The sequence below is a fragment of the Serratia sp. Ser99 genome, assembly GCF_024519545.1.
Taxonomy (GTDB): Bacteria; Pseudomonadota; Gammaproteobacteria; order Enterobacterales; family Enterobacteriaceae; genus Serratia; species Serratia liquefaciens.
On the sequence record NZ_JALJRT010000017.1, the window covers coordinates 45,414 to 68,572 of the forward strand.

The window sequence follows — 23,159 nt, forward strand, 5'->3', positions numbered from 1 at the left end:
GCATGCAGCAATTACAAAACGTTATTGAAAACGCCTTCGAGCGCCGCGCGGAAATCACCCCGGCGAACGTAGACACCGTAACGCGCGAAGCGGTAAACCAGGTGATCGGCCTGCTGGACAGCGGCGCCCTGCGCGTTGCCGAGAAGATTGACGGTCAGTGGGTAACGCATCAGTGGCTGAAAAAGGCCGTGCTGCTTTCTTTCCGCATCAATGACAACAAAGTGATGGACGGTGCAGAAACCCGTTATTACGACAAAGTGCCAATGAAATTCGCCGATTACGACGAAGCGCGCTTCCAGAAAGAAGGCTTCCGCGTAGTGCCACCGGCGACCGTTCGCCAGGGCGCATTCATCGCCCGCAACACGGTTCTGATGCCATCCTACGTGAACATCGGCGCTTACGTTGACGAAGGCAGCATGGTGGATACCTGGGCTACCGTCGGCTCTTGCGCGCAAATCGGCAAGAACGTTCACCTGTCCGGCGGCGTCGGCATCGGTGGCGTACTGGAGCCTCTGCAGGCCAACCCGACCATCATTGAAGACAACTGCTTCATCGGTGCGCGTTCAGAAGTGGTTGAAGGCGTGATCGTAGAAGAAGGTTCAGTGATTTCCATGGGCGTATACCTGGGCCAGAGCACCCGCATTTACGACCGCGAAACCGGCGAAGTGCACTACGGCCGCGTGCCTGCCGGTTCGGTGGTGGTTTCCGGTAACCTGCCGTCCAAAGATGGCTCTTACAGCCTGTACTGCGCAGTGATCGTCAAAAAAGTCGATGCCAAGACGCGCGGCAAAGTCGGCATTAATGAGTTATTGCGCACCATCGACTAAATTAAGATAGCGGGTGAATCACCCGCTATTTTTTTGTCTTCATTACGTGAGCAGTCACAGTCTCTGGCGTGGTTATTCGCCATAATCCCAGACCGTGGAATAAAGTCTATTTATAAGGTGGCGCTATTATGTATGACAACCTGAAAAGCTTAGGAATCAATCAACCGGAAGATGTCGATCGCTATAGCCTGCGTCAGGAGGCCAATAACGACATTCTTAAGATTTATTTCCGCAAGGATAAAGGCGAGTTCTTTGCCAAAAGCGTGAAGTTCAAATACCCGCGCCAACGCAAGACCGTGGTTGCGGACAATGCCGGCCAGGGTTACAAAGAAATCCACGAAATTAACCCGAACCTGCGTTACGTGATTGATGAGCTGGATCAGCTGTGCCAGCGGGACCAGGTTGAAGTGGATCTGAAACGCAAAATTCTTGATGACCTGCGTCATCTGGAAGGCGTGGTTTCCCACAAGATTGCCGAGATCGAATCCGATCTGGAAAAACTGACCCGCGGTAAGTAAGGGTTCAGCGAACTGGATCTACTGGACTTCATTTTTACCCTATGAATTTCAAGTTGCAGCTAACAACGCTGCAACTTGAAAGGCAACGGGTAATTCTATTTCAGCAATGTGGCCCACTGCTCGACCCACGGGCAGGAAACCACTTCCGGCTCCGGCTGTTCCATCGCATCGATTTCCAACACCTCACCTACGCGAGTTGCTCCTTGTTCCTGCAGCAATGCATCAAATGCGCGCCCTGCACCGCAGAAGTTATCGTAGCTGCTGTCACCCAACGCGATCAGTCCGTAACGCAGCTCTGGCTGGTAGCCGACCCGATCGCGAATAGCATGGAACAGCGGTGCAATGCTGTCCGGCAAATCGCCCTGACCGGTGGTGGAGGTAATTACCAACGCGTAATGCTGACGGTAAAACTGCCAGGCTTCAAGCGTGCCCTCCTCGAACAGTTTGACCTCATGCCCCTGTTCGCTGAGGATATTTTCCGCTTCTTCCGCCACCAGCAGTGAGTTGCCGTAAACCGTTCCCACGAAGATTCCAACCTGAGCCATTGCTCCTACTCCCTTAAATACCTTTAGAAATGATCAGTTATCCTGACCGCTAGCTGAAGGAAACTCAACCCTGGCAAGCTCAGGGATACTCTCCGCCCAGCCAAACTGTGACATAACGCCCTGCCAGGACTCGTCCCAGCGAGCGGAAATCTGCAGCGGCTCACCGGTCACCGGGTGATTCAGCTGCAGGTGACTGGCGTGAAGCATCAGGCGTGAACAGCCGAAATGCTCCGCCATGCCGCGGTTCTGACGCAGATCGCCGTGCTTGCTGTCACCGATGATGGGATGGCGGATATGCACCATATGGCGCCGCAACTGGTGCTTGCGGCCATGCTCCGGTTTCAGTTCAACCAGGCTGTAGCGCGCGCTGTCGTAACGGCCAATCGCCACCGGCATCTCTGCCTGCGCCAGCGGCCGATAATGGGTGACTGCCGGCTGCGGACCTTTGTCCGCCGAGGCAAACTTGTCGGCAATTTTGTCCAGCTCTTCCGTCAACGGGTAATCGAGGGTATCGCCTTCCAGCACGTAACCGCGGACCACCGCATGGTAGGTTTTCTGCATTTGGTGCAGTTCAAGCTGCTGCGACAACAGCCGCGCCACCTCGCTGGACAACGCCATCAGCAATACCCCGGAAGTAGGACGATCAAGGCGATGCACGGTAAACACGTGCTGGCCAATCTGATCGCGTACGGTCTGCATCACAAACCGGGTTTCATGGCGATCCAGCCAGCTGCGGTGCACCAGCCAACCGGACGGCTTGTTCACCGCCACCAGGTGCTCATCCTGATACAAAACCTCAATCACAATCTCTTTTCCTACGTAAAAGCCCAGATTCCGGCGCGAGTATACAGCAGTGCGTCAGGGCTAGTTAACCCATTCGATGGTCACCAGACGACTATCGGCCCGGCCGCGATCGTCCACCGCCCGAATGCGGTACTGCCCATTGTTGATCGGCCGCCAGTCGATGGCCTTTTTGCTGGCGCTGCTACCGAGATAGATATCGTCAACAAACCAGTACACCGTTTTGCTGTCGGCATCGGTCACTGCGTTGAAGGCAATTTTATCGCGTCCCTGCTGCGATTGCCGCAGGGTATAGGTGGTGTTCTTAAGCGGCGAGGTGATGCGCGGCGCATTACCCCCGACGGCAATGCCGTTGTCCTTACAGCGATTTATCGGCGGCGAACGCTTAGGCAACCCGGCCTGAGCGAACACGTTGGCCAGATCGGAAGGCCAGAACTCAAACACTTCAGTGCGGGTTTGCGCCTGGTCATAGGGCGGACAGGCCACCTCACCGCTGTGAATATCCAGCACCACCGGCCGATAAACGCTGTCGACCTTGATCGGTGACTTGCCGGGAATAAACCAGGTTTTGCCCTTTTGCTGGCACCAGGGGGTGGGTAAATCGCCGCTGGCCAGACAAATATCCACCCGCCGCAGCCGCTTCGGAAATGGATGTCGGGGCTCCCGCAGCGTGGGATAGCTGGCATGCACACTGTCGATAATATTGAAGAATAACGGAGCCGCTGCATCGGCGCCCACCAGGGCATTATTGCCGCGACTGTCGAAGTTCCCCTCCCACACCACCAGCACATAGGGCCCGAAAATCCCTACGCTCCAGGCATCGCGAAATCCCCATGAGGTCCCGGTTTTCCAATAGACCGGCAGCGACGATGAACGCTGCGCCAAGGTATCTCCCGGGCGGCGGTGTTGCCGCAGCATATCCAGCGTAATAAAACTGGCTTCTTCGCTGAGCAAGCGCACCGCCGGCGTCTCCGCATCGCTACTCAGCATGCGTAACGGACGCAATGCGCCGCGATTCGCCAACAGAGCATAGAGCTTCGCCAGTTCCTGAGCGGTAACCTCACCGCCCCCCAATACCAGCGACAAGCCATAGTGATTCTCGCTGGCCATATTCTCGACGCCAGTCAGGCGCAGGAACTGATAGAACGTCGGCTGCCGCAGTTGCGACGCCACGTACACAGCGGGAATATTGCGGCTAAAATTCAGCGCATCGGTGGCGGTTACCGGCCCAAGAAAACGCCGGTCAAAATTCTCCGGCGCGTAGGCACCAAATGAGGAAGGTACATCTTTCAGGATGGTCATCGGATGCAGCACGCCTTGCTCCATGCCCAGGGCATAGATAAAGGGCTTCAGGGTCGAACCGGGCGAACGCTTGGCATGGGTCCCGTTCACCTGCCCTTGGATCTGGCGGTTGTAATAGTCTGCTGACCCCACCAGCGCCCTGACCCCCATATCGCGGCTGTCCACCAGCAGCACTGCAGCATTGTGGATCCCACGGCTCTGATTACGGGCGATAAAGGCATTTACCTGTCGTTCGACCAAACGTTGCAGCCCCACGTCCAGCGTGGTGTCGACGCGGCTATTATGCTGCACCAACTGCTGAGTCTGCTGACGCAGTTGCTCGATAAAGTGCGGTGCAATATAGGGCATCTGCTCGGGTTGACGCAGCGCTAGCGGGAGCCGAAACAGGGCCTGTTGACTGCTGTCGGTCGCGTAGACTTGCTGCCAGCGCTGGAACAAGCGGTCGCGCGCCTGCGTCAGGGCAACACCCAGCACGCCCGTTTTAGGTTCCAGACGGTAACTGGGTGACTGCGGCAATACGGCCAGGGTTAACGCTTCCGGCAGGGTCAGGTCTCGCGGTGGCTTGGCGAAGTAGATCAGGCTGGCGGCACCGATGCTTTCGATATTGCGACCGTAAGGAGCGTAGTTCAGGTAGGCTTCCAAAATATCGTGCTTGGAGTAGCTCAGTTCTAGCTGTATCGCACGCGCGACCTGCAGCAGTTTGCCACCCGGCGTACGGGTGTTGAGATGCCAGCGCATGCGCGCCAGTTGCATGCTGATGGTCGAACCGCCCTGCATCCTGCCACCGGAAACATAGCTGCGCCAGAAGCCGCGCGCCAGGCTAACGGGGTTAAAACCGGGGTTGTAGTAAAACCACCGATCCTCATGCAGCAGCAGACCACGCACCGCCAAAGGTGAAATATCCTCCAGCGGAGTCCATAGCCGGTAACGATCGTCGTTGGCCAGCGTGATGCGCATCAGCGTACCTTGGCGATCATAGTAGGTGGAGGACAGCGGTAATTCTTGCGCCAACGGCGGGTGCGGCCATAACCGAATGGCACCAAGCACCAGCGCGAGCAGAAAGACCGCCATCAGGCTATTCTGCAGCCAGGGTGTTTTCAGGATTTTCATCGGATCTCAACGCGCTGGCGTCGGGCGGATATCCGCCCGACGCCAGTCACGGCTTATTTATTTTCCGCCGGCACCACCACCAGTTTACCGCTGCCGACCGACATGGCCTGTACTTCACGGTCATACATGGCTTCGCCATAGGCCGGTGGGATAATAAAGCTGCCGGTATTGGTCGCTTTGATCTGGTAAACGAACTCCTGTACGTCGGTGCTGGCACTGCCGTAAATGATCACCCGATCTTCACGAATGTCGCTGTAATCCGGCGCCCAGCTGGATCCTGAAGCCGCCAGCGGTGACTGCCAACCGCTGCTTGGCGCTTCCGCTTCGCTGTCCTCGTCAGCGGTAGGTTCCGGCGGCGTTTGCTGCACCACTTCGAACCCGCCCGGCAATAGATCGACGATCGCCAGATTGCTCAGCCCCTCTTTAGCGTTAGCACGGATTTTCAGATGTACATTGACCTTCTGACCCAGCGTTACCTGCATGACCGGCTTACCCTGCTCATCGGTGTAATCGCGGGTGATTTCCAGCCCGCGTGCCAGGGCTTTCTGTGGCGCAGCAAGGTCATAACCGGCCTGCGTCACCGAGTACCAGGCCGGCGCATCACCGCTGTTGGTAAAGCGGACAGCGGCGGCATCAGCGGTAAACTGCCCTTTGGCAAACAGCCCCTGCAGCTCGGCTATCCGCTGTGGTGCTGCATTGCCGCCTTTACCAATCTGCGCAATGTCCAGCGAACCCGCGTTGGCTGACTGCGCCACCTGGGCCGAATAGCTCTCCAGCGCCAGTATGCTCATCGCGGAAGAGTAGGTGGTGTAGCGCTCTTCTTTCAGCGCCTTCACCATGTTCTCCAACACCTGCGGCGGAATCGATGCCACCTTTTCCGGGAAATGGCGGGTAATCAAATACAGCCGCGTCGCATCCTGCACCAGCGGATCAAAGTAATTCTGCGTCCACCAGGCGTTGTCATAGGCTTTGCTCAACTGCTGCCAGCTTGGCTGCAATAGTGCGGCGGCCTCGTCATCCATCTTCAGCAATTGATAAGACGATGCCAGATACAGCGCGCTCAGATCGGTTTTCCAACTGTCCGGATAGCGTTTTTGCAGCGTATCCTGCACCATTGCCAGCGCATTGGTGGTCACCTCGCCTTGCCGCGTCAGCAGATAGATAGCCCAGCTGCGTAAACGCAGCCGATACAGGTCATCAAAGCCGCTGGCCGCCAATTCACGCAGTGCGCCGTTGGCCTCCTCAAGCATCCCCTCCGGCAGCGCATACCCGGCTTGTTTCGCTTCCAGCAGATACTGGACCACATACGGCGTAACGAAAGGATCGGCATCCGGCGATGACCGCCAGGCGCCAATGGCCCCGCTGTCATTCTGACGAGAACGCAACACGCCGAGCAGGTTGCGTAGCTGTTTGCTAACCTCGGACTGGCTCAGGCCCCCCGCCATTTCCGGATGACGGCTCTGCAGGATCAGCGGAATGGAGCGGCTGACGATCTGCTCGGAACAGTAGTAAGGGTAGTCTGCCAGGTATTGAGCCAGCCCGTTGGTCAGCACCAGCGGTGAATGGGAAACCGCCGCCTGACGCTGCGCATAGGCGTCAAACATCTGACGCAGGCCTTCGACGTTTTGGCTGCCGCCGCTCATCCGCCCCATTACCGTTTGGGTTCGATACGGCATAGCCGGCCGCACCGAGGTGCTGACCGTGCGGCGGCTGCTCTTGTCGCCATAGCTGGAGTCAAACACCAAAGGCGCATCCCCCAGCGCAGATTTGGCACGCAGGCGGAAGTTAACCACACCCTCGCGTTTTTCCGCCAGTGACAGGCCTTGCACGGCGTTGCCCACCACATCCAACTGAGGAGGCGGCGTCAAGTGCACGCTTACCGCCACCGGTTGACCGTTCAATCCTTCGAGGTTGTTACTGACGCCCACGCTGACGTCAAACTCATCGCCCGGTGCCACCATCGCCGGTACGTTTGGCGTCATGATGAAGTTGTCCCGCACTGTCGCGGCGGTTTGCGCCTTGCCGATCTTGTCCGGCGTGACCGAGATAGCCATGACCCGGATCTTACCGTTGAAGTAATCCGGGACCGGATAGACGAACGCCTTCTCGCCGTTCACCTCGGTGATACCTGACCAGTAAGCGACCGGCTTATCACGCTTGCGTTTGAACGGGTTCAGGTTGAGATCCAAACCTTCCCCCGCATCGCCACCCGGAGCCGCCGTCAACGCCATCAGCTTACTGAACTCCGGCAGGATCAGGTCAAGAATTTGCGAACTGGTGACGCTCAGTTCACGCTTGCTGAAGAAGAACTCCAGCGGATCTTTTAAGCGGTAGCGAGCGACCTGCAGGATCCCTTCATCGACGGCGAACAGCGCCACCTGCTGCGGGCCATCGGTTTTCACCGTCATGGTCAGCTCTTCGCCTGGCTTAATCACCGTTGGTGCTGTCACTTCCAGCCCATTCTGCCGTGCGCGGGTGCTGATTTTGAATGGCATAACACCGTAACTCAGCGGGCTCATAAAGATTTCGCTGGAGTTGACGTCGCGCACAAATTGCACGTTGATATAGCCGTTGCCCTCCATGCCGGCTGGCAGGCGGATTTTTTGTACCGAACTAGTGGTATCGCTATGGAACCACTGCCAGGCGTAAACGTGATCTTTCTCGATGGTGATCAGACCGCTGCCGGTGTAAGGCGCGTTGATCGACACCTCTATTTCTTCGCCAGGTTGATATTCCGCCTGGTTCAGCTTCAATTTCAGTTCCGCATTGCGATCCAGCGAACGACTAAGGTTGGCATTCCCGGCCACGCTGTAGGCTACGCGATTGAGCACCTTGCCCTGCGCATCTTCAATCACCAATACAAAATCGCCCGGCTTGTCGGTCGCAAGCTGCAGGTCATTCCCCTGTTCACTCAGTGCCAACGGCTGCTCCGACAGCGACACTTCCTTCAACTTGGATTGATATTTGTAAACACCGGAGTCCTGCTTGGTCAGCACGGAAATATATTTCTGCTCGATCAGCACCAGCTTCAGATCCGCAAGGGCAATCTGTTTGAGCGACGGATCTACGGCAATCACATTTAGATGACGCGCCGCATCGCGGTTAATATAGCCAAGATCCCCATCCGCCTTCACGCCGACAAGATAATCATAAGGCGATACCAGGGTTCTGGCGGTAGCCGCCACCGAACGCCCGCCACCTGCGGCAAAGGCTTCCGACAACAGTTGCAACTGATAAGTGGCGTCGGCATAACCTTTTAGATCCAGAGGGATGTTAGCCGTACCCTGCTCATCGGTGGTGCGGTCTTCCAACTCAGTTTCGAAGCCGTCACTGTTCTGCCGATTCTCATAGAAGGCGTAGTCCGGGAAGCGGTCAAAGCTCGGATACATGGGGCGCAGCGTCAACCTGGAAGTGACGCGACGGTCTTGCGCCGGCGTGCCAAACAGGTTCTGCACGTCAATATTGGCTTTCAATTCAGAAGGTTTCACCCAACCCTGTTGCCGGTTTGGCGTCAGCTCCAGCTTCACCTTCAACTGATCCGGCTCAAACTCTTTAACATTGACGGAGGTATGACCAAGCAGCGTTGAGGTGTCGTGGTTTTTCCCCACCAGATACAGATAGACGTTCCACTCGCCGGTGGGTGAATTCTCATCGGTGGTGTAGCTCAGCTCGTTGAACCCGCTGGCGCCCAACGTCAGTGGCACCGTGGTCATCAGCTTATCGCGCGGATCGCGGATTTCAGCACGTACTGGCACGCCGGCCAGTCCCACGCTCCAATCGGCAGCACGGGTGATCAGGCCAACATTAAAGGTATCTCCCGGCCGGTAAACGCCCCGATCGGAGAACAGATAGCTACTGAGCGCACGCGGATCGGTCGGGGTCTGTTCACCGGCAATATCGAAGCGCGAGAAATCCAACCCGCGATCGTTATAGCTGCCGGTCGGCAAGAAGGAAACATCGCCCTCCTTTTCCACCAGGAACATCACCGGCTGGCGTTCATTGGTGTAAACGTCAAGCGCCGGGAAACGTACGTGGCCGTTGGTATCGGTGATTTGACTGAGCAAGGTTACGCCGTTTTTCGCGATCACCGACACTTTCGCGCTGCCGACCGGTGCGCCACTGTGAATCGATTGGACAAATACATCGCGCGTTTTGTCCTGGGAGCTTTTGGCGACGATGCCCAGATCGGTCACTACCACAAAACGTGAATCGCCGACCTCAGCTTGATCGTCGCTTTCTTCCTCAGACTCATCCGCTCCAGCCTCTTCCTCCGCCGGTTTCCTGTTTGGTTGCCATTCGGACAGCGTCAGCAAAAACACACCGCGGTGAGAATCAGGATTGGTGGACAAGTAGCGGGAAAGATCGATGCCCTGATAATTCACCACGCCCGGCTGGTCATTATTGAGCGCGGTCTGGTATTTAAAATGCTCGGTAAAATATTCGTCATCCAGCCGGTTAAACTCGGCGGAAGAGTATTCCCGGCTTTTGAAAGAAACGATGTGCTGCAGTTGGCTTGGGATCACCCGTTTGATATCCAGGCGCAAGCCCTCCACGTTGCGCGCGGCAACGCTGATCTGCTTATCGCCGTTGACCGACAGGAGCGACCCTTGCGACATGAACTGCAGGGATTTCGGGAACTCCGGCACCTCAATCACCCGGTAGGCCTTTTTCGGCATTTTGTAACCGCCGTTGGAGACCAGCTGATTGTCGATCTCAAGCAGCATGAAGCGATGTGCCGGGGCATCGAATTTGAAGCTGAACTGCGGCTGGTAGCTCTCTTCAGCTTCGTTGAGCGTCAGATTCAGCGGCGTTGACTGCGCCAGCACATTCTTGGCGACGCTGTCAGTATCCCACTGATAAAAATCATTCGGGTCTTTAGCGGCTTCAGCATCGCTGGGATCGTGCTGTGGCAGCAACCAGGCCTTGGTCGCGCGCACCAGCTCTTTATCCTTGACGGCGTCGCTGAAAGCGACGATCAGGGCCCGCTGCCCCTTGGCACCCTCGGCGTCGACCACCTGGGCGCTGGCATCGCTCAGCGCCAGGCTGTACAGCGTCGGCACCGTGACCCGGTTGCTTTTCACCTCGTCGATGGCGTTGGCGGGCACCGTCGCTTTGATGCCCTTGCCGACGGTCAGGTGCACCACACCGCCCTGATCCAGCGCCTGCAGCGGCTCTGAGTGGATCCAGGCGTTGAGTTTTTTCTCGTCGTAGACCAGCGAGAAGTTAAGCTTTTTCTCCGACTTGGCGTTGCCTTCCTTCAATCCCAGCGAGACCTGTTTTTCAAAGCTGGTGACGTCCAACGGCGCATTGAACTTCAGATTAAAGATAGCGCTGCGCTTCTTCGGATCCTGCGGGTCCTGGTAATACTCGGCCTGCCCCAGTTGGTAATTAAAAGCGGGCACGTTAAAGGTGTAACGAGTATTGGCGAGCTTGATCTGCGGCGCCAGCAACGTGGCAGAATCGAGATTAACCTGGTATTGCGTGCCCATCGGCAGCGGTTTTTTCGGCGTAAAGACCAGGGTTGAGGCGTCGTTCCAGATCCACTGGCCCTCGGCCTGCGGCTTAAGCGTCACGCCTTTGGTCACCGCTTTACCAACGTCGGTCAAAGGCGCCGCCGAGTGACTGAACGTCAGGCTTAGCTTCTGCGGTGTCGGCTTCTGAACCGCGTAGTTTATCGCTTCAGGGCCAGCGGCCTGCACGTCGGTTTGCTGATACACCATGGGTGCCGGTTCGATCGGTTGCGGTCGGTTCAGCCACCAGTGCCAGCCGTAGACAGCGCCACCGGCGATACACAACAAAACCAGCAACGCCAGACTGATGGCTTTCGGGTATTTGTTTACGCCGCTTTCCAGCCGCAAAAACGCCCGTTTCACACCGGCGGACAGCGCAGTCCACCAGGCAGGCGCACTCCAGGCAAGATTACCGATCAGCGGCCTGAATAACCGGCCCAGTAACGCCAGGCTCAGTGCCAGCAGGCGAAATGCGCCCTTGATTAACGTAAAAGGCAGACGAAGGATAAACTTTAATAAATCCATTATTGCAGCACCTTATAATCCTTTGCAGATCCCCGGATAAACGGCCAAGGTTTATCGGGTTCGAAAGACGCCGCCAAATACCCTGTCCTGGCGTCTGCGCTAATACACCCATCTGCCGCCTGGCGAAAATCAGCGGCCACGTCGGAATATAATTACGACTCTTTATTCAGCATGTTATCCAATTTCTGCAGCACAACCAGCAGCGGCATGCAGTTGGGTTCATTATCTTTCAGCGCCTCTTCAAAATAAGGCGTGATGGCGAAACGCGTCGGCAACGGCGCATCCGCATCCAGCAGCGCGTACATGCGCGGCAGAAACACCCATTGCAGCCAGGCTTCGGCCGACATGCTGTCTACGCAGAAAGGTTCGGAGCTGGAGAAAGCCTCAGGCTCAGGCGGCGCGGCCTGCCATAGAGCCAAATCGCGCATTGACTGCTCAATCGCCTGCAAACTGTGGCGAACCTGATTATTTATACTCATCTGCATTCCCGATCTATTTTCATGATGAAGATTCAGCCGTATGGCTGAAAAGCGGCAAAGCATAGCATTTTTATAGTCCAAATTCGGCTGACTTGACTAGCACGGCCGTTTTTATCTGGTGGCGTCCAGCGCCCCACGGCACAATAGGCCCACCGACTAAACCAAACAGATTAGACACATGCCTGCGATCACAACGACAAAAAACCACGCCACGCCCGGCAAAGCCATGCTGGCTTTGACCTGCTGATCCTCGGCTTTATACTGCCGGCTATCAGTATCGAAATGGGATTGAGTTCTTAAACAGGATTGATAGCGATACGCTGGGGACGATTGGTTAACAACTGAGATGAATTTGAGGCGGATTAAGTTTGAGCAGGGTTAAACTGATGGATGCTTAAACAGGAAGTCGTAAAAGTTGAGGGCACTGCGCTAACAGTGCCCTCGGTTCGTTTTATAGCTATCCCGCTACACAGTGTGCTCCCTGCTCAATCCTTGAAAACTTTTCCTGCGGTCATCCTGACCAAACCTTCCTGGCGTTGTCCCATAGCATCGTCCTGATGCGGTTCCTTAGTCTTCATGACCCGCCAACCATCCTTTGCTGGCTCTCAATCTCCATCCTGGAGGTGTCCCTGGTTTCAGTCCTGAAACATCCTGGCATCTCCTGACGCCGTCCTTCGCTCTTCACTGAGCGCATCCACTTCTTCATCCTGAAGCTGCATCATCCTGATGCTTTCCAGCTCCACCGTATCCCTTCCGGTGAACATAAGATCGCTTAATTATCCCGGGTTCACAAGGGCTTACTGGCAGGCGTGCTACAAATTAATGCTAAGAGTTATCCTAAAGAAAAACTAACCAATTGATCTGGATAACAATAAAATGCTTCTAACCGGCAGTGAGCCAAAAATTAAAAGCGATCTCTCACAACGCTTGTGAGAGATCTCGCACACGCAACGCGGTTAAATTAGCATCAATCTTCTATCCGCGGGCGCAATGCATCGAGGAAATTGCCCAGCGACGCGGCCAGCAAGGTGCGCTTATCGCTGCCAAATTGCTCCAGCACCACATTCCCACTGACGTTGCACAAAGAGACCAGGGTCATTTCTGATTCGGTGGTTGCCAGAAACAGCGTCGGGGACAGTTTCAAACGTTTTTGCGTTACCAGATGACCGATCAGGTTTTCCTGCAGGCGGATAAAATCGTCTTCGCTCCATACCTGCAGCAAGGTCAAATAATGTTCGCCGAACTGCGCACCCATATCGCCAGCATACTGCTGGGTATAAAACAGATTGATGTCCGGCTGCAGACGAAGCTCAAGCGCAGTCTCTACCTTTTCCAGCGTTGCGGCCGGTGTGAAGGGTTGCGGCAACCACAGCGCCTGGTCATCGCGGTTTTCGACCAGGCAGGGCGACGGCACGCCGTACAGCTCCTGACTTGCCGGCGCATGACCGCGCTCCTGCTGCCAAAGCTCAACATAACGCTGGGTAAATTCACGCAGGGCGTGCGGTACATCGTGGTCCATATTTTTTCTCGCATACGGTAAACTGGCGACCATTGTACCTATCTCTCACCAAGGTGACAGCAGATGTCCTCCGACCAAGCCCCTTCCCTGTCGGAACTGACGCTGGGCAAAGCCTGACAATCTACGCACTACGCACGTTGCCCCCGTCGCGGCGGGCAGGACATCAATCCCTGGCGCAGCAAAACGGACTTTGTCCCGTCTCGAGGTCGTCCGACACGCCAATAGTGCGAAACATTGCTCAACAACTGAGCTAACGAGTGGTTTGTGTTGGTAAAAATCGGGGGACGGCGGTAAGGTTAAATCAGGTGCGCCGGGCATTCCGGTCGGGTTTTGCCGCCGTGCCCTGACAATAACGAGATGCTGTTCTGCTGCGTATGGATTACTACTGCCCCGTTCCGGGTGCAAAGGAGTTACCTTGATTACACACATCAGCCCGCTTGGCTCTATGGATTTGCTGTCGCAGCTGGAAGTAGACATGCTGAAGCGTACCGCCAGCAGTGATCTATACCGTTTGTTCCGCAACTGTTCGCTGGCCGTTTTGAACTCCGGCAGCCAGACCGACAACAGCAAACAGCTGCTGTCACGCTACGAAACCTTTGATATCAACGTGCTGCGCCGTGAGCGTGGTGTGAAACTCGAACTGGTTAACCCACCGGAAGACGCCTTTGTCGACGGTCGAATTATCCGCTCGCTGCAGGCCAACCTGTTCGCCGTGCTGCGCGATATTCTGTTCGTTCACGGGCAGATCGACAGCGCCGGCCGTTTCCAGCATCTGAATCTGGAAAACTCGGCCCACATTACCAACCTGGTGTTCTCTATCCTGCGCAACGCCCGTGCGTTGCACCTCGATGAGGATCCTAACCTGGTGGTGTGCTGGGGCGGCCATTCGATCAATGAAAATGAATACCTTTATGCCCGCAAGGTCGGCAGCCAGCTGGGCCTGCGCGAGCTGAATATCTGTACCGGCTGCGGACCGGGCGCCATGGAAGCGCCGATGAAAGGCGCCGCCGTGGGCCACGCCCAGCAGCGCTACCGCAACAGCCGTTTTATCGGCATGACCGAACCTTCAATCATTGCCGCAGAACCGCCAAACCCGCTGGTCAATGAGCTGGTTATCATGCCGGACATCGAAAAACGCCTGGAGGCCTTCGTCCGTATTGCCCACGGCATCATCATCTTCCCGGGCGGCGTTGGCACGGCGGAAGAACTGCTGTATCTGCTGGGTATTCTGATGAACCCGGAAAACAGCGAACAGGTCTTGCCGCTGATCCTCACCGGGCCAAAAGAGAGCGCCGACTATTTCCGCGTGCTGGATGAGTTCATCATGAACACGCTGGGGGACGAAGCGCGCCGCCATTACACCATCATCATCGACGATCCGGCGGAAGTGGCGCGGCAGATGAAAAAAGCCATGCCGCTGGTGAAAGAAAACCGCCGCAATACCGGCGATGCCTACAGCTTCAACTGGTCTATTCGCATCGCGCCGGATCTGCAATTACCATTCGAGCCGAGCCATGAAAATATGGCGAATCTCAACCTGTATCCGGACCAGCCGGCCGAACAGTTGGCCGCTGCGCTACGCCGCGCGTTTTCCGGCATCGTCGCCGGCAACGTGAAGGAAAATGGCATTCATGCCATCGAGCAGTTCGGCCCGTACAAGCTGCACGGCGAACCGCAGATGATGAAACAGATGGACAGCCTGTTGCAGGGCTTCGTTGCTCAACACCGTATGAAGCTGCCGGGCAGCGCCTATGTGCCCTGCTACGAAATAGTCGCTTAATGAACTCTCCGGGGCGGCCTAATAACCGCCCTTCTTTTTACCTGACTTTTCCGCCTTTACTCTATATGGATTTCAAGTTGCAGCCAGGCGGTAAGCGTGTTCATCCCCAGAGCTTACTTGGGGGAGTACGTGAAGTCAGCAACGTTGCAGCTTGAAAGACGACGAGTTAATGCCTATACACCTACTGATTGTCGACGCCCTCAACCTCATCCGCCGCATTCACGCCGTGCAGGGGTCTCCCTGTGTCAACGCCTGCCAGCACGCCGTGCAACAGTTGATCCAGCACAGCCGCCCAACGCACGCGGTGGCGGTATTCGACGAGGACGATCGCAGCGAAAGCTGGCGTCATCAGATCCTGCCCGACTATAAGGCCGGACGTTCGCCGATGCCGGAGAATCTGCAGCAGGAAATGCCGCAGCTTCGCCAGGCGTTCGAGGCCCTCGGCGTCGCCTGTTGGCACTCGCCAGGCAATGAAGCGGACGATCTGGCGGCAACGCTGACGGCCAAAATCGCAGGCGGCGGCCATCAGGTCACTATTGTGTCCACCGACAAAGGTTACTGTCAGTTGTTGGCACCCAGCGTGCAAATCCGCGATTACTTTCAAAAGCGCTGGCTGGATATGCCGTTTGTGCAGCAGGAGTTTGGGGTATCACCACAGCAGTTGGCGGATTACTGGGGATTGGCGGGGATCAGTAGCAGCAAGATCCCTGGTGTAGCCGGTATCGGACCGAAAACAGCGGTGTTGCTGTTGCAGCAGGCAGGTTCGCTGGACGGGCTCTACCAGGCCCTGGAGCAGGTGCCGGAGAAATGGCGCGGTAAACTTCAACAACACCGCGACATGGCTTATATCAGTAAAAAGGTCGCCACCTTGCGCACCGACCTGACGTTAACCGGTAACCTGCAGCAACTGCGGTTACCGGCATAAACCAGGGCGCTGCAGAAAGCGCCCTCTCAATTAATCACGCTCGTCGCGACGACCAGCCACGGCAGACCACATACGGCGGACGTGCACGGTAACTTCTTCACGATCGTGGTACAGCTGCTTGGCATGGATTTGCGAGCTGATGCCCGCCGCATCCAGCGCTTCCCTAATCGACTGCAGGTTCTGCGAAACCTCTTCGTAGCGTTTTTTCATCGGCAACTTCAGGTTGAAGATCGCCTCGCGACACCAGCCTTTCACCAGCCATTGGATCATCAAACTGGTCACCTTCGCAGGTTTTTCCACCATGTCACACACCAGCCAGTAAATCTTGCTGCTGGAAGGTTCATATCTGAACCCGTCGGCGCGGTGATGGGTTACCTGTCCGGTATCCATCAGGCTTGGCGCCATCGGGCCATTGTCCACCGCGTGCACCATCATGCTGCGTTGCACCAGTTGGTAGGTCCAACCGCCCGGACAGGCCCCCAGATCGACCGCATGCATGCCGCTGGCCAAACGCTCGTCCCACTCATCGGCGGGGATAAACACGTGGAATGCCTCTTCCAGCTTCAGCGTAGAACGGCTTGGCGCGTCGGAAGGGAATTTAAGGCGCGGAATGCCCATATAAAACGGTGAATTGTTGTTGCTGAAGGAGTAACCGACATAACAGCAACCCGGCGCGATAAAGAATACGTGCACCACCGGACGGGTTGCATTCTCACGGGCCATCAACACTTTCTGCTCACGCATCGCGGCGCGCAACGGCACCGTCAGTTTGCGGCAGAACTTCATCAGCTCTTTGCTTTCGTTGGTGTCCGGCACTTCTACTCGCAGCTCACCACCGCGATCCACCACGCCAATCAGCATGCCGACAATCGGTGATACGCGATCTTCCGGCGGCAAATCACGCAGCAGCTCGCCCACCACCAACATCTGGCGGGCAAAAATCAATTCACGGAACGGAATTTCCCGCGCCAGGCGATCGGCATCGTCCGGCTGATAGCACTCAAAAAGCACGTAGCCGCTGTTGTCCTTCACTCTGGCGAAGCCAAACACTTCCAGCTCGGCAGCCTTAGCAGTAATTTCCGCCGCACACTCTTTTTCAAAACCTTGGCGGCAATACAACGCAATCTTATTCATGGCGCTCGGCCTTTTTCCTCAGACGCAAAGCGCCAATCAACATCAATACCCAACCGGCCAGGAAACACACGCCGCCAATCGGCGTGATATAGACCCAGACCTTCAGGTGCGACAGCGCCAGACAGTACAGGCTGCCGCTGAACAGTACGGTGCCGAGCGCCAATAACGCCCCGCTCCAGTAAAACCACAGGCTGACACGGCGTTGCATCGCCACTGCCAGTGCCAGGATCGTCAGGGTATGAAAGCCCTGATATTCCAGCCCGGTACGGATCCAGGCCATCTCGTTAGCGCCCAGCGTGCCACTTAATACGTGTGCGCCAAACGCGCCCAGAGCAACAAATACAAAACCGCTGATAGCAGCAAAAATCAGCATTGAACGACTGCTCATCGTTATTTACCTTTATTGAAGAAAACCGGCGGCGAAAAAACGGCGACCGGCCTTATTGTTCGTAGCGAAAGCGGAACTTTTCTTGCTCGCTGGCTGCCCGCGCCAGGATCCACTGACGAAAGGCGGCTATTTTACCCAGTTCTGCCTGGCTGTCATGACATACCAGATAAAAAGCATTTTTACTGACCAGAACGTCGTTGAACGGGCATACCAACCGCCCGGCTTCGATCTCGGTCTGCGCCATCACGTTATTCACCAGCGCAATCCCCTGCCCATGCACCGCAGCCTGAACCACCATGGCACTGTGGCTGAAAATCGGCCCCTGTTGCACATTAATGTGCTGCAACCCCAATTGGCGCGTGTAGGCCAGCCAATCGCGGCGTGAAGTATCATGCAGTAGCGTGTGATAAGCCAGATCGCTCGTCACTTTTAACGCATGTTCCCCGGTAAGCAAGCTAGGGGAGCACACCGGCAGCAGATATTCCGCGTATAAACGCTCGGCACGCAACCCGGTCCAATTGCCACGGCCATAGAAAATCGCCACGTCGACATCGTCGGCAAGCTTATCTTCTTCACGATCCACCGCCTGGATACGCACATCAATTCCCGGATAAGCTGAGTTAAAGCCAGACAAACGCGGCACCAACCATTGAATGGCAAAACTCGGAGGCAAACTGACGGTTAATGCCCCCTTCGCGCTGCGCGCTTGCAGCTTGCGAGTCGCTTCGTTGATCGAGGAGAAGATCTCCTTGATATCCAGATAATAACTTTGCCCTTCTTCCGTCAGCAACAGCGAGCGGTTGCGGCGCCGAAACAGCTTCAGGCCGAGGAAGTCCTCCAGCGACTTGATCTGGTGGCTCACCGCGGCCTGGGTGACAAACAGTTCTTCAGCCGCTTTGGTAAAACTCAGATGACGGGCAGCCGCGTCAAATACCCGCAGTGCATTAAGAGGTGGTAAGCGTTTAGACATTTATTAGCTACTTTTGTGTAACAATATTCCGAGTGATTCGGCATAAAAAATCAGGCGGCGTGGTGTGCGGTGCAAAAGGCACAGAACAACAAAGCGCTACCATTAGTTTTTTTAATCCGAGCCATTATAAATTGTCCGTTGAGCATGCGCCAGCAAATACCTATAGTGGCGGCACTTCCCGGGCCGGAACGAAAAGGGAGTGGGTGTCGAGGACGCCGATGAACTTTTGGCTTGTGGTTGTGATGTTGTGTTTGCAAATTGTCTGGCAATCCAGACGTGGTAGCTAAGCTACTGTTTTTTCACTTCCTGTACATTTACCCTGTCTGTCCATAGTGATTTTATGCAGCACCGCAAGCTTTGCGGTGCTTTTTTTTGCCTGACGTTTACTGGTTGCTTTCAACCATTTCTTTCACGTCGGAGCGGTTGATCTGCTGCTCAACACCGTTGGCATCTTTATAGCTGATCATCCCGGTGTCATTGTCCACTTTTGGCTTGCCGTCAGCGACAATAGTGCGCCCATCATTGGTGTGCATCACGTAATTGCTGGAGCATGCTGCCAGGGTGAACGTAAGCATCAGAGCAGAGATAACTGCGGCTGTCTTCTTCATTGTGGACTCCTTGTAGTTTTAAATGCTGTAAAAAACCCTTTCTATTATTCAACGCCATTATTTAGCGCGTACTTATTAGCATAACAAACTTTCCCAAGATTGCCAGGCGATAAGTCCTAATGGTCGTGATAGCTTGTCTCCAGCCGTAAAATAAGACAGGATCAGTGATTGACTCCAGCCAGTGATAATCAGGGTATGACACCTTTTAATCCCATCGACTTCCGTAATCAGTTTCCTGCGTTGCAGCAGGCGGGCATTTATCTCGACAGCGCCGCCACCGCATTAAAACCTCTGGCGGTCATCGCCGCTACGCAGCAGTTTTATCGTGACGATGCGGCAACGGTGCATCGTAGCCAACATAGGGCCGCACAGGACCTGACCGCCCGTTTCGAGCAGGCGCGCCAACAGGTCGCTACTCTGATCAACGCCCCTTCAGCCGATGATATTATCTGGACCCGCGGCACCACCGAAGCCATCAACCTGATAGCGCAGAGCTATGCTCGCCCACTGCTGCAACCGGGTGACGAAATTCTGGTGAGCGAGGCCGAGCATCACGCCAATCTGATCCCCTGGTTGATGGTGGCAGAGCAAACCGGAGCTCGGGTGGTAAAACTGCCCCTTGGTGCAGATCGCCTGCCGGACCTGACATTGTTGCCTGGCCTGCTCAACGCCAAAACCCGTCTGCTGGCACTGGGGCAAATGTCCAACGTCACCGGCGGCTGCCCGGATCTGGCGTATGCCATCACTTTGGCCCACCGCGCCGGCGCACGCGTGATGATCGACGGCGCGCAAGGCATAGTGCACTGCCCTGCCGATGTTCAGCGGCTTGATATTGATTTCTACGCTTTCTCCGGCCACAAACTCTACGGCCCAACCGGCATAGGGGCGCTGTACGGCAAGAGCGAGTTATTGGCGCAAATGGCACCGTGGCAGGGCGGCGGCAAGATGCTGACCCAGGCATCGTTCGAGGGGTTCACGCCGCAAAAACCTCCTCACTGCTTTGAAGCTGGAACGCCCAATATCGCCGGCGTGTTGGGGTTAGCCGCCGCACTGGAATGGCTTTCCAACCAGGATATGTTGGCTGCCGAACGCTACAGCCGTGGCCTGGCCGATAACGCCGAACAAAGGTTGGGGGGATTACCTGGCTTTCGCAGCTTCCGTTGCTCAGGCTCCAGCCTGCTGGCATTCGATATTGCCGGCATCCACCACAGCGACATCGTCACCCTGCTGGCAGAACAAGGCATCGCCGTACGTGCCGGCCAGCACTGCGCCCAACCGCTGATGGCGGCGCTCGGGGTCAGTGGGACGCTGCGCGCCTCCTTTGCACCTTATAACACCCAGGAAGATGTCGATGCTTTGGTCGCAGCCCTGATCAACGCCATCGATCTACTGGCCGACTAGACTGAATGAACACCGGAGACGCTATGCTTGCCCCCCATCCCTTTGGCCGTGAAATCACCGCCGGGGCGCTAATCGAAAAATTTACCGCGCTGAAACAGTGGGAAGATCGCTATCGCCAACTGATTATGTTGGCAAAACAGTTGCCCCCGTTGCCGGAAGCATTACGTGCAGCGGAAATGGAATTGAGCGGCTGTGAAAACCGGGTCTGGCTGGGGCATCAGTTGCAGGCGGACGGGACGCTGCATTTTTATGGCGACAGCGAAGGACGCATCGTACGCGGCCTGTTGGCGGTGCTACTAACGGCGGTGGAAGGAAAAACGCCGCAACAAATCGCGGCGATGGACCCCTTGGGGTTGTTTGATCGGTTGGCGCTACGCGCCCAGCTCAGCGCCACCCGAGCCAGTGGACTGGAAGCGCTGGCTGCCGCAGTGAAAGCGATCGGCGCCCGCTACGCCTGACGCGCGGCTTTCGCTACCATCTTTTTCAGCGCGTGGGAAACGGCGACAAAGCCAAAGGTCGCGGTAACCATGGTTGCCGCACCGAATCCCGCACTGCAATCCATTCGTTTTGGCCCTTCTGCGGTGCTGCGCGACGCGCAAACGCTGCCATCCGGCTGCGGGTAAACCAGGGGTTCGCTGGAAAACACGCAGTCGATGCCCAGCTTGCCCTTGCTGTTCTTCACCACGTTGAAATCATTTTTCAGCCGCTCACGCAGCTTGGCCGCCAGCGGATCCTGTATGGTTTTCGCCAGATCGACCACCGCAATCTGGGTCGGGTCTATCTGTCCACCGGCACCGCCAGTGGTGACCACAGGTATTTTGTAGCGTCGACAATAAGCCAGCAGTGCTGCCTTCGGCCGCACGCTGTCAATCGCGTCAATGACGTAGCTGAAATTGTTATCGAGCAGCTCGGCAACGTTGTCCGCCGTAATGAAATCGTCAATGCAGGTCACCCGACACTCTGGGTTGATCGCCAGGATACGCTCCGCCATCACTTCTGTTTTTGACTGCCCGACATGTTGGCGCAGCGCATGAATTTGACGGTTGGTGTTGGTGACGCAGACATCGTCCATATCAATCAGCGTAATAGCGCCGATGCCGGTACGCGCCAGCGCTTCTGCCGCCCAGGAGCCCACGCCGCCGATGCCAATCACGCAAATGTGCGCCTGGGCAAACAGCGCCAGCGCCTGCTGACCGTATAAACGTGCCGTGCCGCCAAAACGCTGCAGATAGGCTTCAGAATAGGCTGTGCTCATAACGCTTTTATTACCTTAACTTTGCAAATGATAAGGGCCGGAGGATCCGGCCCTTGCGGGTCAATATCGGTATACCCGTCGCCTTTCAAGCCACAGTCATACGACCAGCCTGAAATTTATCGGGTAAAGCCTGATGCCGTTAACGGGTGACCAACAGCGAACCGCCGGAGGCGGAGCTGGTCTGGCTGGTAAACAGCGGCGCGTTTACGTTGGCGCCTTTGAGCACCCAAACGCGGCCATAGTGGTTGTAATAACCCGCCGAGTGACCGGCGTCAGCCCCGATGCCCTGGTACATATCGAAGTGCTGGCCTTTGATCGCCCCACCCACGTCCAGCGCCACCATCAGACGCATCTCATATTTTCCCGTGAATTTACCCTTGTTGTCCAGCAGTGGTACCTCCGCCAGCAGCGTGGTGCCAGCCGGGATCAGTGAACGGTCGGAGGCCACCGAGGCTTTGGCGATCAGCGGCACCGCACTGGCACCCCGTACCGGTGCAAAGGCCTCCGGACGGAAGAAGACAAAGGAAGGGTTTTGTTCCAGCAGCTCACGCACTTCTGCCGCGCTGTGGGTATCCGCCCACTGACGAATCGCCTGCATCGACATATCTGCCTTCGCCACTTCACCGCGATCGATCAGCACCTTGCCAATGCTGCGATAAGCATGGCCGTTCTTGCCACCGTAGCCGAAGAACACCAACGGTTGGCCGTTGCCGTAATCCACATAGCCACTGCCCTGGACTTCCATCATAAAGTTGTCCATCAGGGAGTTGGTGTACGCCACGATATAACGGTCATCCAACGCGCCTGAGTAAATGCCCGCGCGATCGGGCAGGCGGCCTTTTCCTTTTGGCGGCATGCGGTACAGCGGATAACGGAACTCACCCTGCTGGGTATAGCGCGCCTGCACTACCGGCGTGTAGTAACCGGTAAACTGAACGTTGCCGTAGTTGTCTACGCCTTCCATCTGGTAAGCGCTGAGGCCGTACTGGTTCAGATTGCGCGTATCGGCGCCGGAGGCCATCCAGTTCTGTACTGCCTGATAGGTGGTGTTGTTGCGATTAAAAAGTGAAGGAGAGGCGTATTTAATCTCCATCAGCTGATCTGAATAATCCTTGGCATTAACCGGTACACCTTTCGCGTTGGGTTGATTCACCAACTCCAGCGACTGATCCAGACGTCCATCCTTATATTGCTGTCCCCGATCGGTCGGCTTTGACGAACAGCCTGCCAGTATCGCTACCATCAACCCGCCCAGCAGGTATTTGCCCCAACGTCCTTTCATCGCGCACACTCTCAACTGATATGATCTACCGGCGAACGATAACAAACGCCCATAGATAAAGGAATCGCCCCCTATAAAAAAAGCCCTCGGCCGGATAATGATGAAAAAGAACGCAAGTTGCGGACTTATTCGACAGAAAGGCTGTTTTAGTTCAATAAAATGCAAAAAGGGTTGCAACAAAACGCACGGAGAGTATAGTGCGCTTCCATCGGACGCGGGGTGGAGCAGCCTGGTAGCTCGTCGGGCTCATAACCCGAAGGTCGTCGGTTCAAATCCGGCC

The 23,159-nt window shown here is 56.1% G+C and carries 18 protein-coding genes, 1 tRNA gene and 1 pseudogene; 8 read left to right on the forward strand and 12 right to left on the reverse strand.

Going from position 1 to position 23,159, the window contains the following annotated elements:
* Positions 1-2: 2 nt before the first annotated feature.
* Both dapD and NR114_RS22970 read left to right on the forward strand, forming a co-directional pair.
* Positions 3-827 carry a 2,3,4,5-tetrahydropyridine-2,6-dicarboxylate N-succinyltransferase gene (gene dapD, locus NR114_RS22965; protein WP_020828368.1) on the forward strand — a complete coding sequence of 275 codons (825 nt, stop codon included), beginning with the start codon at positions 3-5 and terminating at the stop codon, positions 825-827.
* A 128-nt stretch (positions 828-955) separates the two neighbouring features.
* Positions 956-1,345 (forward strand): DUF3461 family protein, encoded by a 390-nt coding sequence (locus NR114_RS22970; RefSeq protein ID WP_006318690.1) that lies wholly within the window; start codon positions 956-958, stop codon positions 1,343-1,345.
* Between the two features lie 95 nt (positions 1,346-1,440).
* On the opposite strand, the gene NR114_RS22975 is transcribed toward NR114_RS22970, so the two are convergent.
* The 6 genes from NR114_RS22975 to syd form a co-directional block, all read right to left on the reverse strand.
* On the reverse strand, positions 1,441-1,890 hold the full coding sequence (locus NR114_RS22975; protein WP_020828369.1) for a flavodoxin: 450 nt from the start codon (positions 1,888-1,890) through the stop codon (positions 1,441-1,443).
* Positions 1,891-1,923: 33 nt separating this feature from the next.
* On the reverse strand, positions 1,924-2,694 hold the full coding sequence (gene truC / locus NR114_RS22980; protein ID WP_048759181.1) for a tRNA pseudouridine(65) synthase TruC: 771 nt from the start codon (positions 2,692-2,694) through the stop codon (positions 1,924-1,926).
* A gap of 60 nt (positions 2,695-2,754) precedes the next feature.
* Positions 2,755-5,103, reverse strand: coding sequence for a penicillin-binding protein 1C (gene pbpC, locus NR114_RS22985; RefSeq protein ID WP_129983697.1), 2,349 nt, complete (start codon positions 5,101-5,103; stop codon positions 2,755-2,757).
* Positions 5,104-5,156: 53 nt separating this feature from the next.
* On the reverse strand, positions 5,157-11,138 hold the full coding sequence (locus tag NR114_RS22990) for an alpha-2-macroglobulin (RefSeq protein ID WP_256814523.1): 5,982 nt from the start codon (positions 11,136-11,138) through the stop codon (positions 5,157-5,159).
* Between the two features lie 152 nt (positions 11,139-11,290).
* Complete coding sequence (locus tag NR114_RS22995; RefSeq protein WP_041415648.1) at positions 11,291-11,617, reverse strand: YqcC family protein; 327 nt, start codon at positions 11,615-11,617, stop codon at positions 11,291-11,293.
* 967 nt (positions 11,618-12,584) lie between these two features.
* Entirely contained in the window at positions 12,585-13,136 is a 552-nt protein-coding gene (syd, locus tag NR114_RS23000; protein ID WP_234530725.1) for a SecY-interacting protein, read from the reverse strand.
* A 129-nt stretch (positions 13,137-13,265) separates the two neighbouring features.
* Between syd and queF the strand changes: the two are divergent.
* The 3 genes and pseudogenes from queF to xni all read left to right on the forward strand — a co-directional run.
* Positions 13,266-13,361 (forward strand): annotated as a pseudogene (gene queF / locus NR114_RS23005) (NADPH-dependent 7-cyano-7-deazaguanine reductase QueF); the annotation flags it as partial.
* A 190-nt stretch (positions 13,362-13,551) separates the two neighbouring features.
* The gene (gene ppnN / locus NR114_RS23010; protein ID WP_004952240.1) at positions 13,552-14,916 is read left to right on the forward strand and encodes a nucleotide 5'-monophosphate nucleosidase PpnN; all 1,365 of its coding nucleotides are present in this window, start codon (positions 13,552-13,554) and stop codon (positions 14,914-14,916) included.
* Between the two features lie 169 nt (positions 14,917-15,085).
* Positions 15,086-15,841: a flap endonuclease Xni gene (gene xni, locus NR114_RS23015; RefSeq protein ID WP_020828378.1), complete on the forward strand. Its 756-nt coding sequence runs from the start codon at positions 15,086-15,088 to the stop codon at positions 15,839-15,841.
* 30 nt (positions 15,842-15,871) lie between these two features.
* Here the strand turns inward: xni and rlmM are convergent, their stop codons facing one another.
* From rlmM to NR114_RS23035, 4 genes are all read right to left on the reverse strand, one after another.
* Positions 15,872-16,975, reverse strand: coding sequence for a 23S rRNA (cytidine(2498)-2'-O)-methyltransferase RlmM (rlmM, locus tag NR114_RS23020; protein ID WP_020828379.1), 1,104 nt, complete (start codon positions 16,973-16,975; stop codon positions 15,872-15,874).
* A complete protein-coding gene (locus NR114_RS23025) occupies positions 16,968-17,363 on the reverse strand; it encodes a DUF423 domain-containing protein (protein ID WP_020828380.1) in 396 nt (131 codons plus the stop codon). The genes rlmM and NR114_RS23025 overlap by 8 nt, the downstream gene beginning before the upstream one ends.
* Before the next feature lie 52 nt (positions 17,364-17,415).
* A complete protein-coding gene (locus NR114_RS23030; protein ID WP_020828381.1) occupies positions 17,416-18,333 on the reverse strand; it encodes a transcriptional regulator GcvA in 918 nt (305 codons plus the stop codon).
* A gap of 383 nt (positions 18,334-18,716) precedes the next feature.
* Positions 18,717-18,941, reverse strand: coding sequence for a YgdI/YgdR family lipoprotein (locus NR114_RS23035; RefSeq protein WP_004952250.1), 225 nt, complete (start codon positions 18,939-18,941; stop codon positions 18,717-18,719).
* Between the two features lie 195 nt (positions 18,942-19,136).
* On the opposite strand from NR114_RS23035, the gene csdA reads away from it, so the two are divergent.
* Both csdA and csdE read left to right on the forward strand, forming a co-directional pair.
* Positions 19,137-20,342 (forward strand): cysteine desulfurase CsdA, encoded by a 1,206-nt coding sequence (gene csdA / locus NR114_RS23040; RefSeq protein ID WP_046372766.1) that lies wholly within the window; start codon positions 19,137-19,139, stop codon positions 20,340-20,342.
* A 23-nt stretch (positions 20,343-20,365) separates the two neighbouring features.
* On the forward strand, positions 20,366-20,800 hold the full coding sequence (gene csdE, locus NR114_RS23045) for a cysteine desulfurase sulfur acceptor subunit CsdE (RefSeq protein WP_048759189.1): 435 nt from the start codon (positions 20,366-20,368) through the stop codon (positions 20,798-20,800).
* Here csdE and tcdA read toward each other — a convergent pair.
* The gene (gene tcdA, locus NR114_RS23050; RefSeq protein ID WP_020828384.1) at positions 20,791-21,597 is read right to left on the reverse strand and encodes a tRNA cyclic N6-threonylcarbamoyladenosine(37) synthase TcdA; all 807 of its coding nucleotides are present in this window, start codon (positions 21,595-21,597) and stop codon (positions 20,791-20,793) included. The genes csdE and tcdA overlap by 10 nt on opposite strands.
* Positions 21,598-21,736: 139 nt before the next feature.
* The gene (mltA, locus tag NR114_RS23055; RefSeq protein WP_020828385.1) at positions 21,737-22,879 is read right to left on the reverse strand and encodes a murein transglycosylase A; all 1,143 of its coding nucleotides are present in this window, start codon (positions 22,877-22,879) and stop codon (positions 21,737-21,739) included.
* 221 nt (positions 22,880-23,100) lie between these two features.
* On the opposite strand from mltA, the gene NR114_RS23060 reads away from it, so the two are divergent.
* Positions 23,101-23,159: transfer RNA gene (locus NR114_RS23060), tRNA-Met, on the forward strand.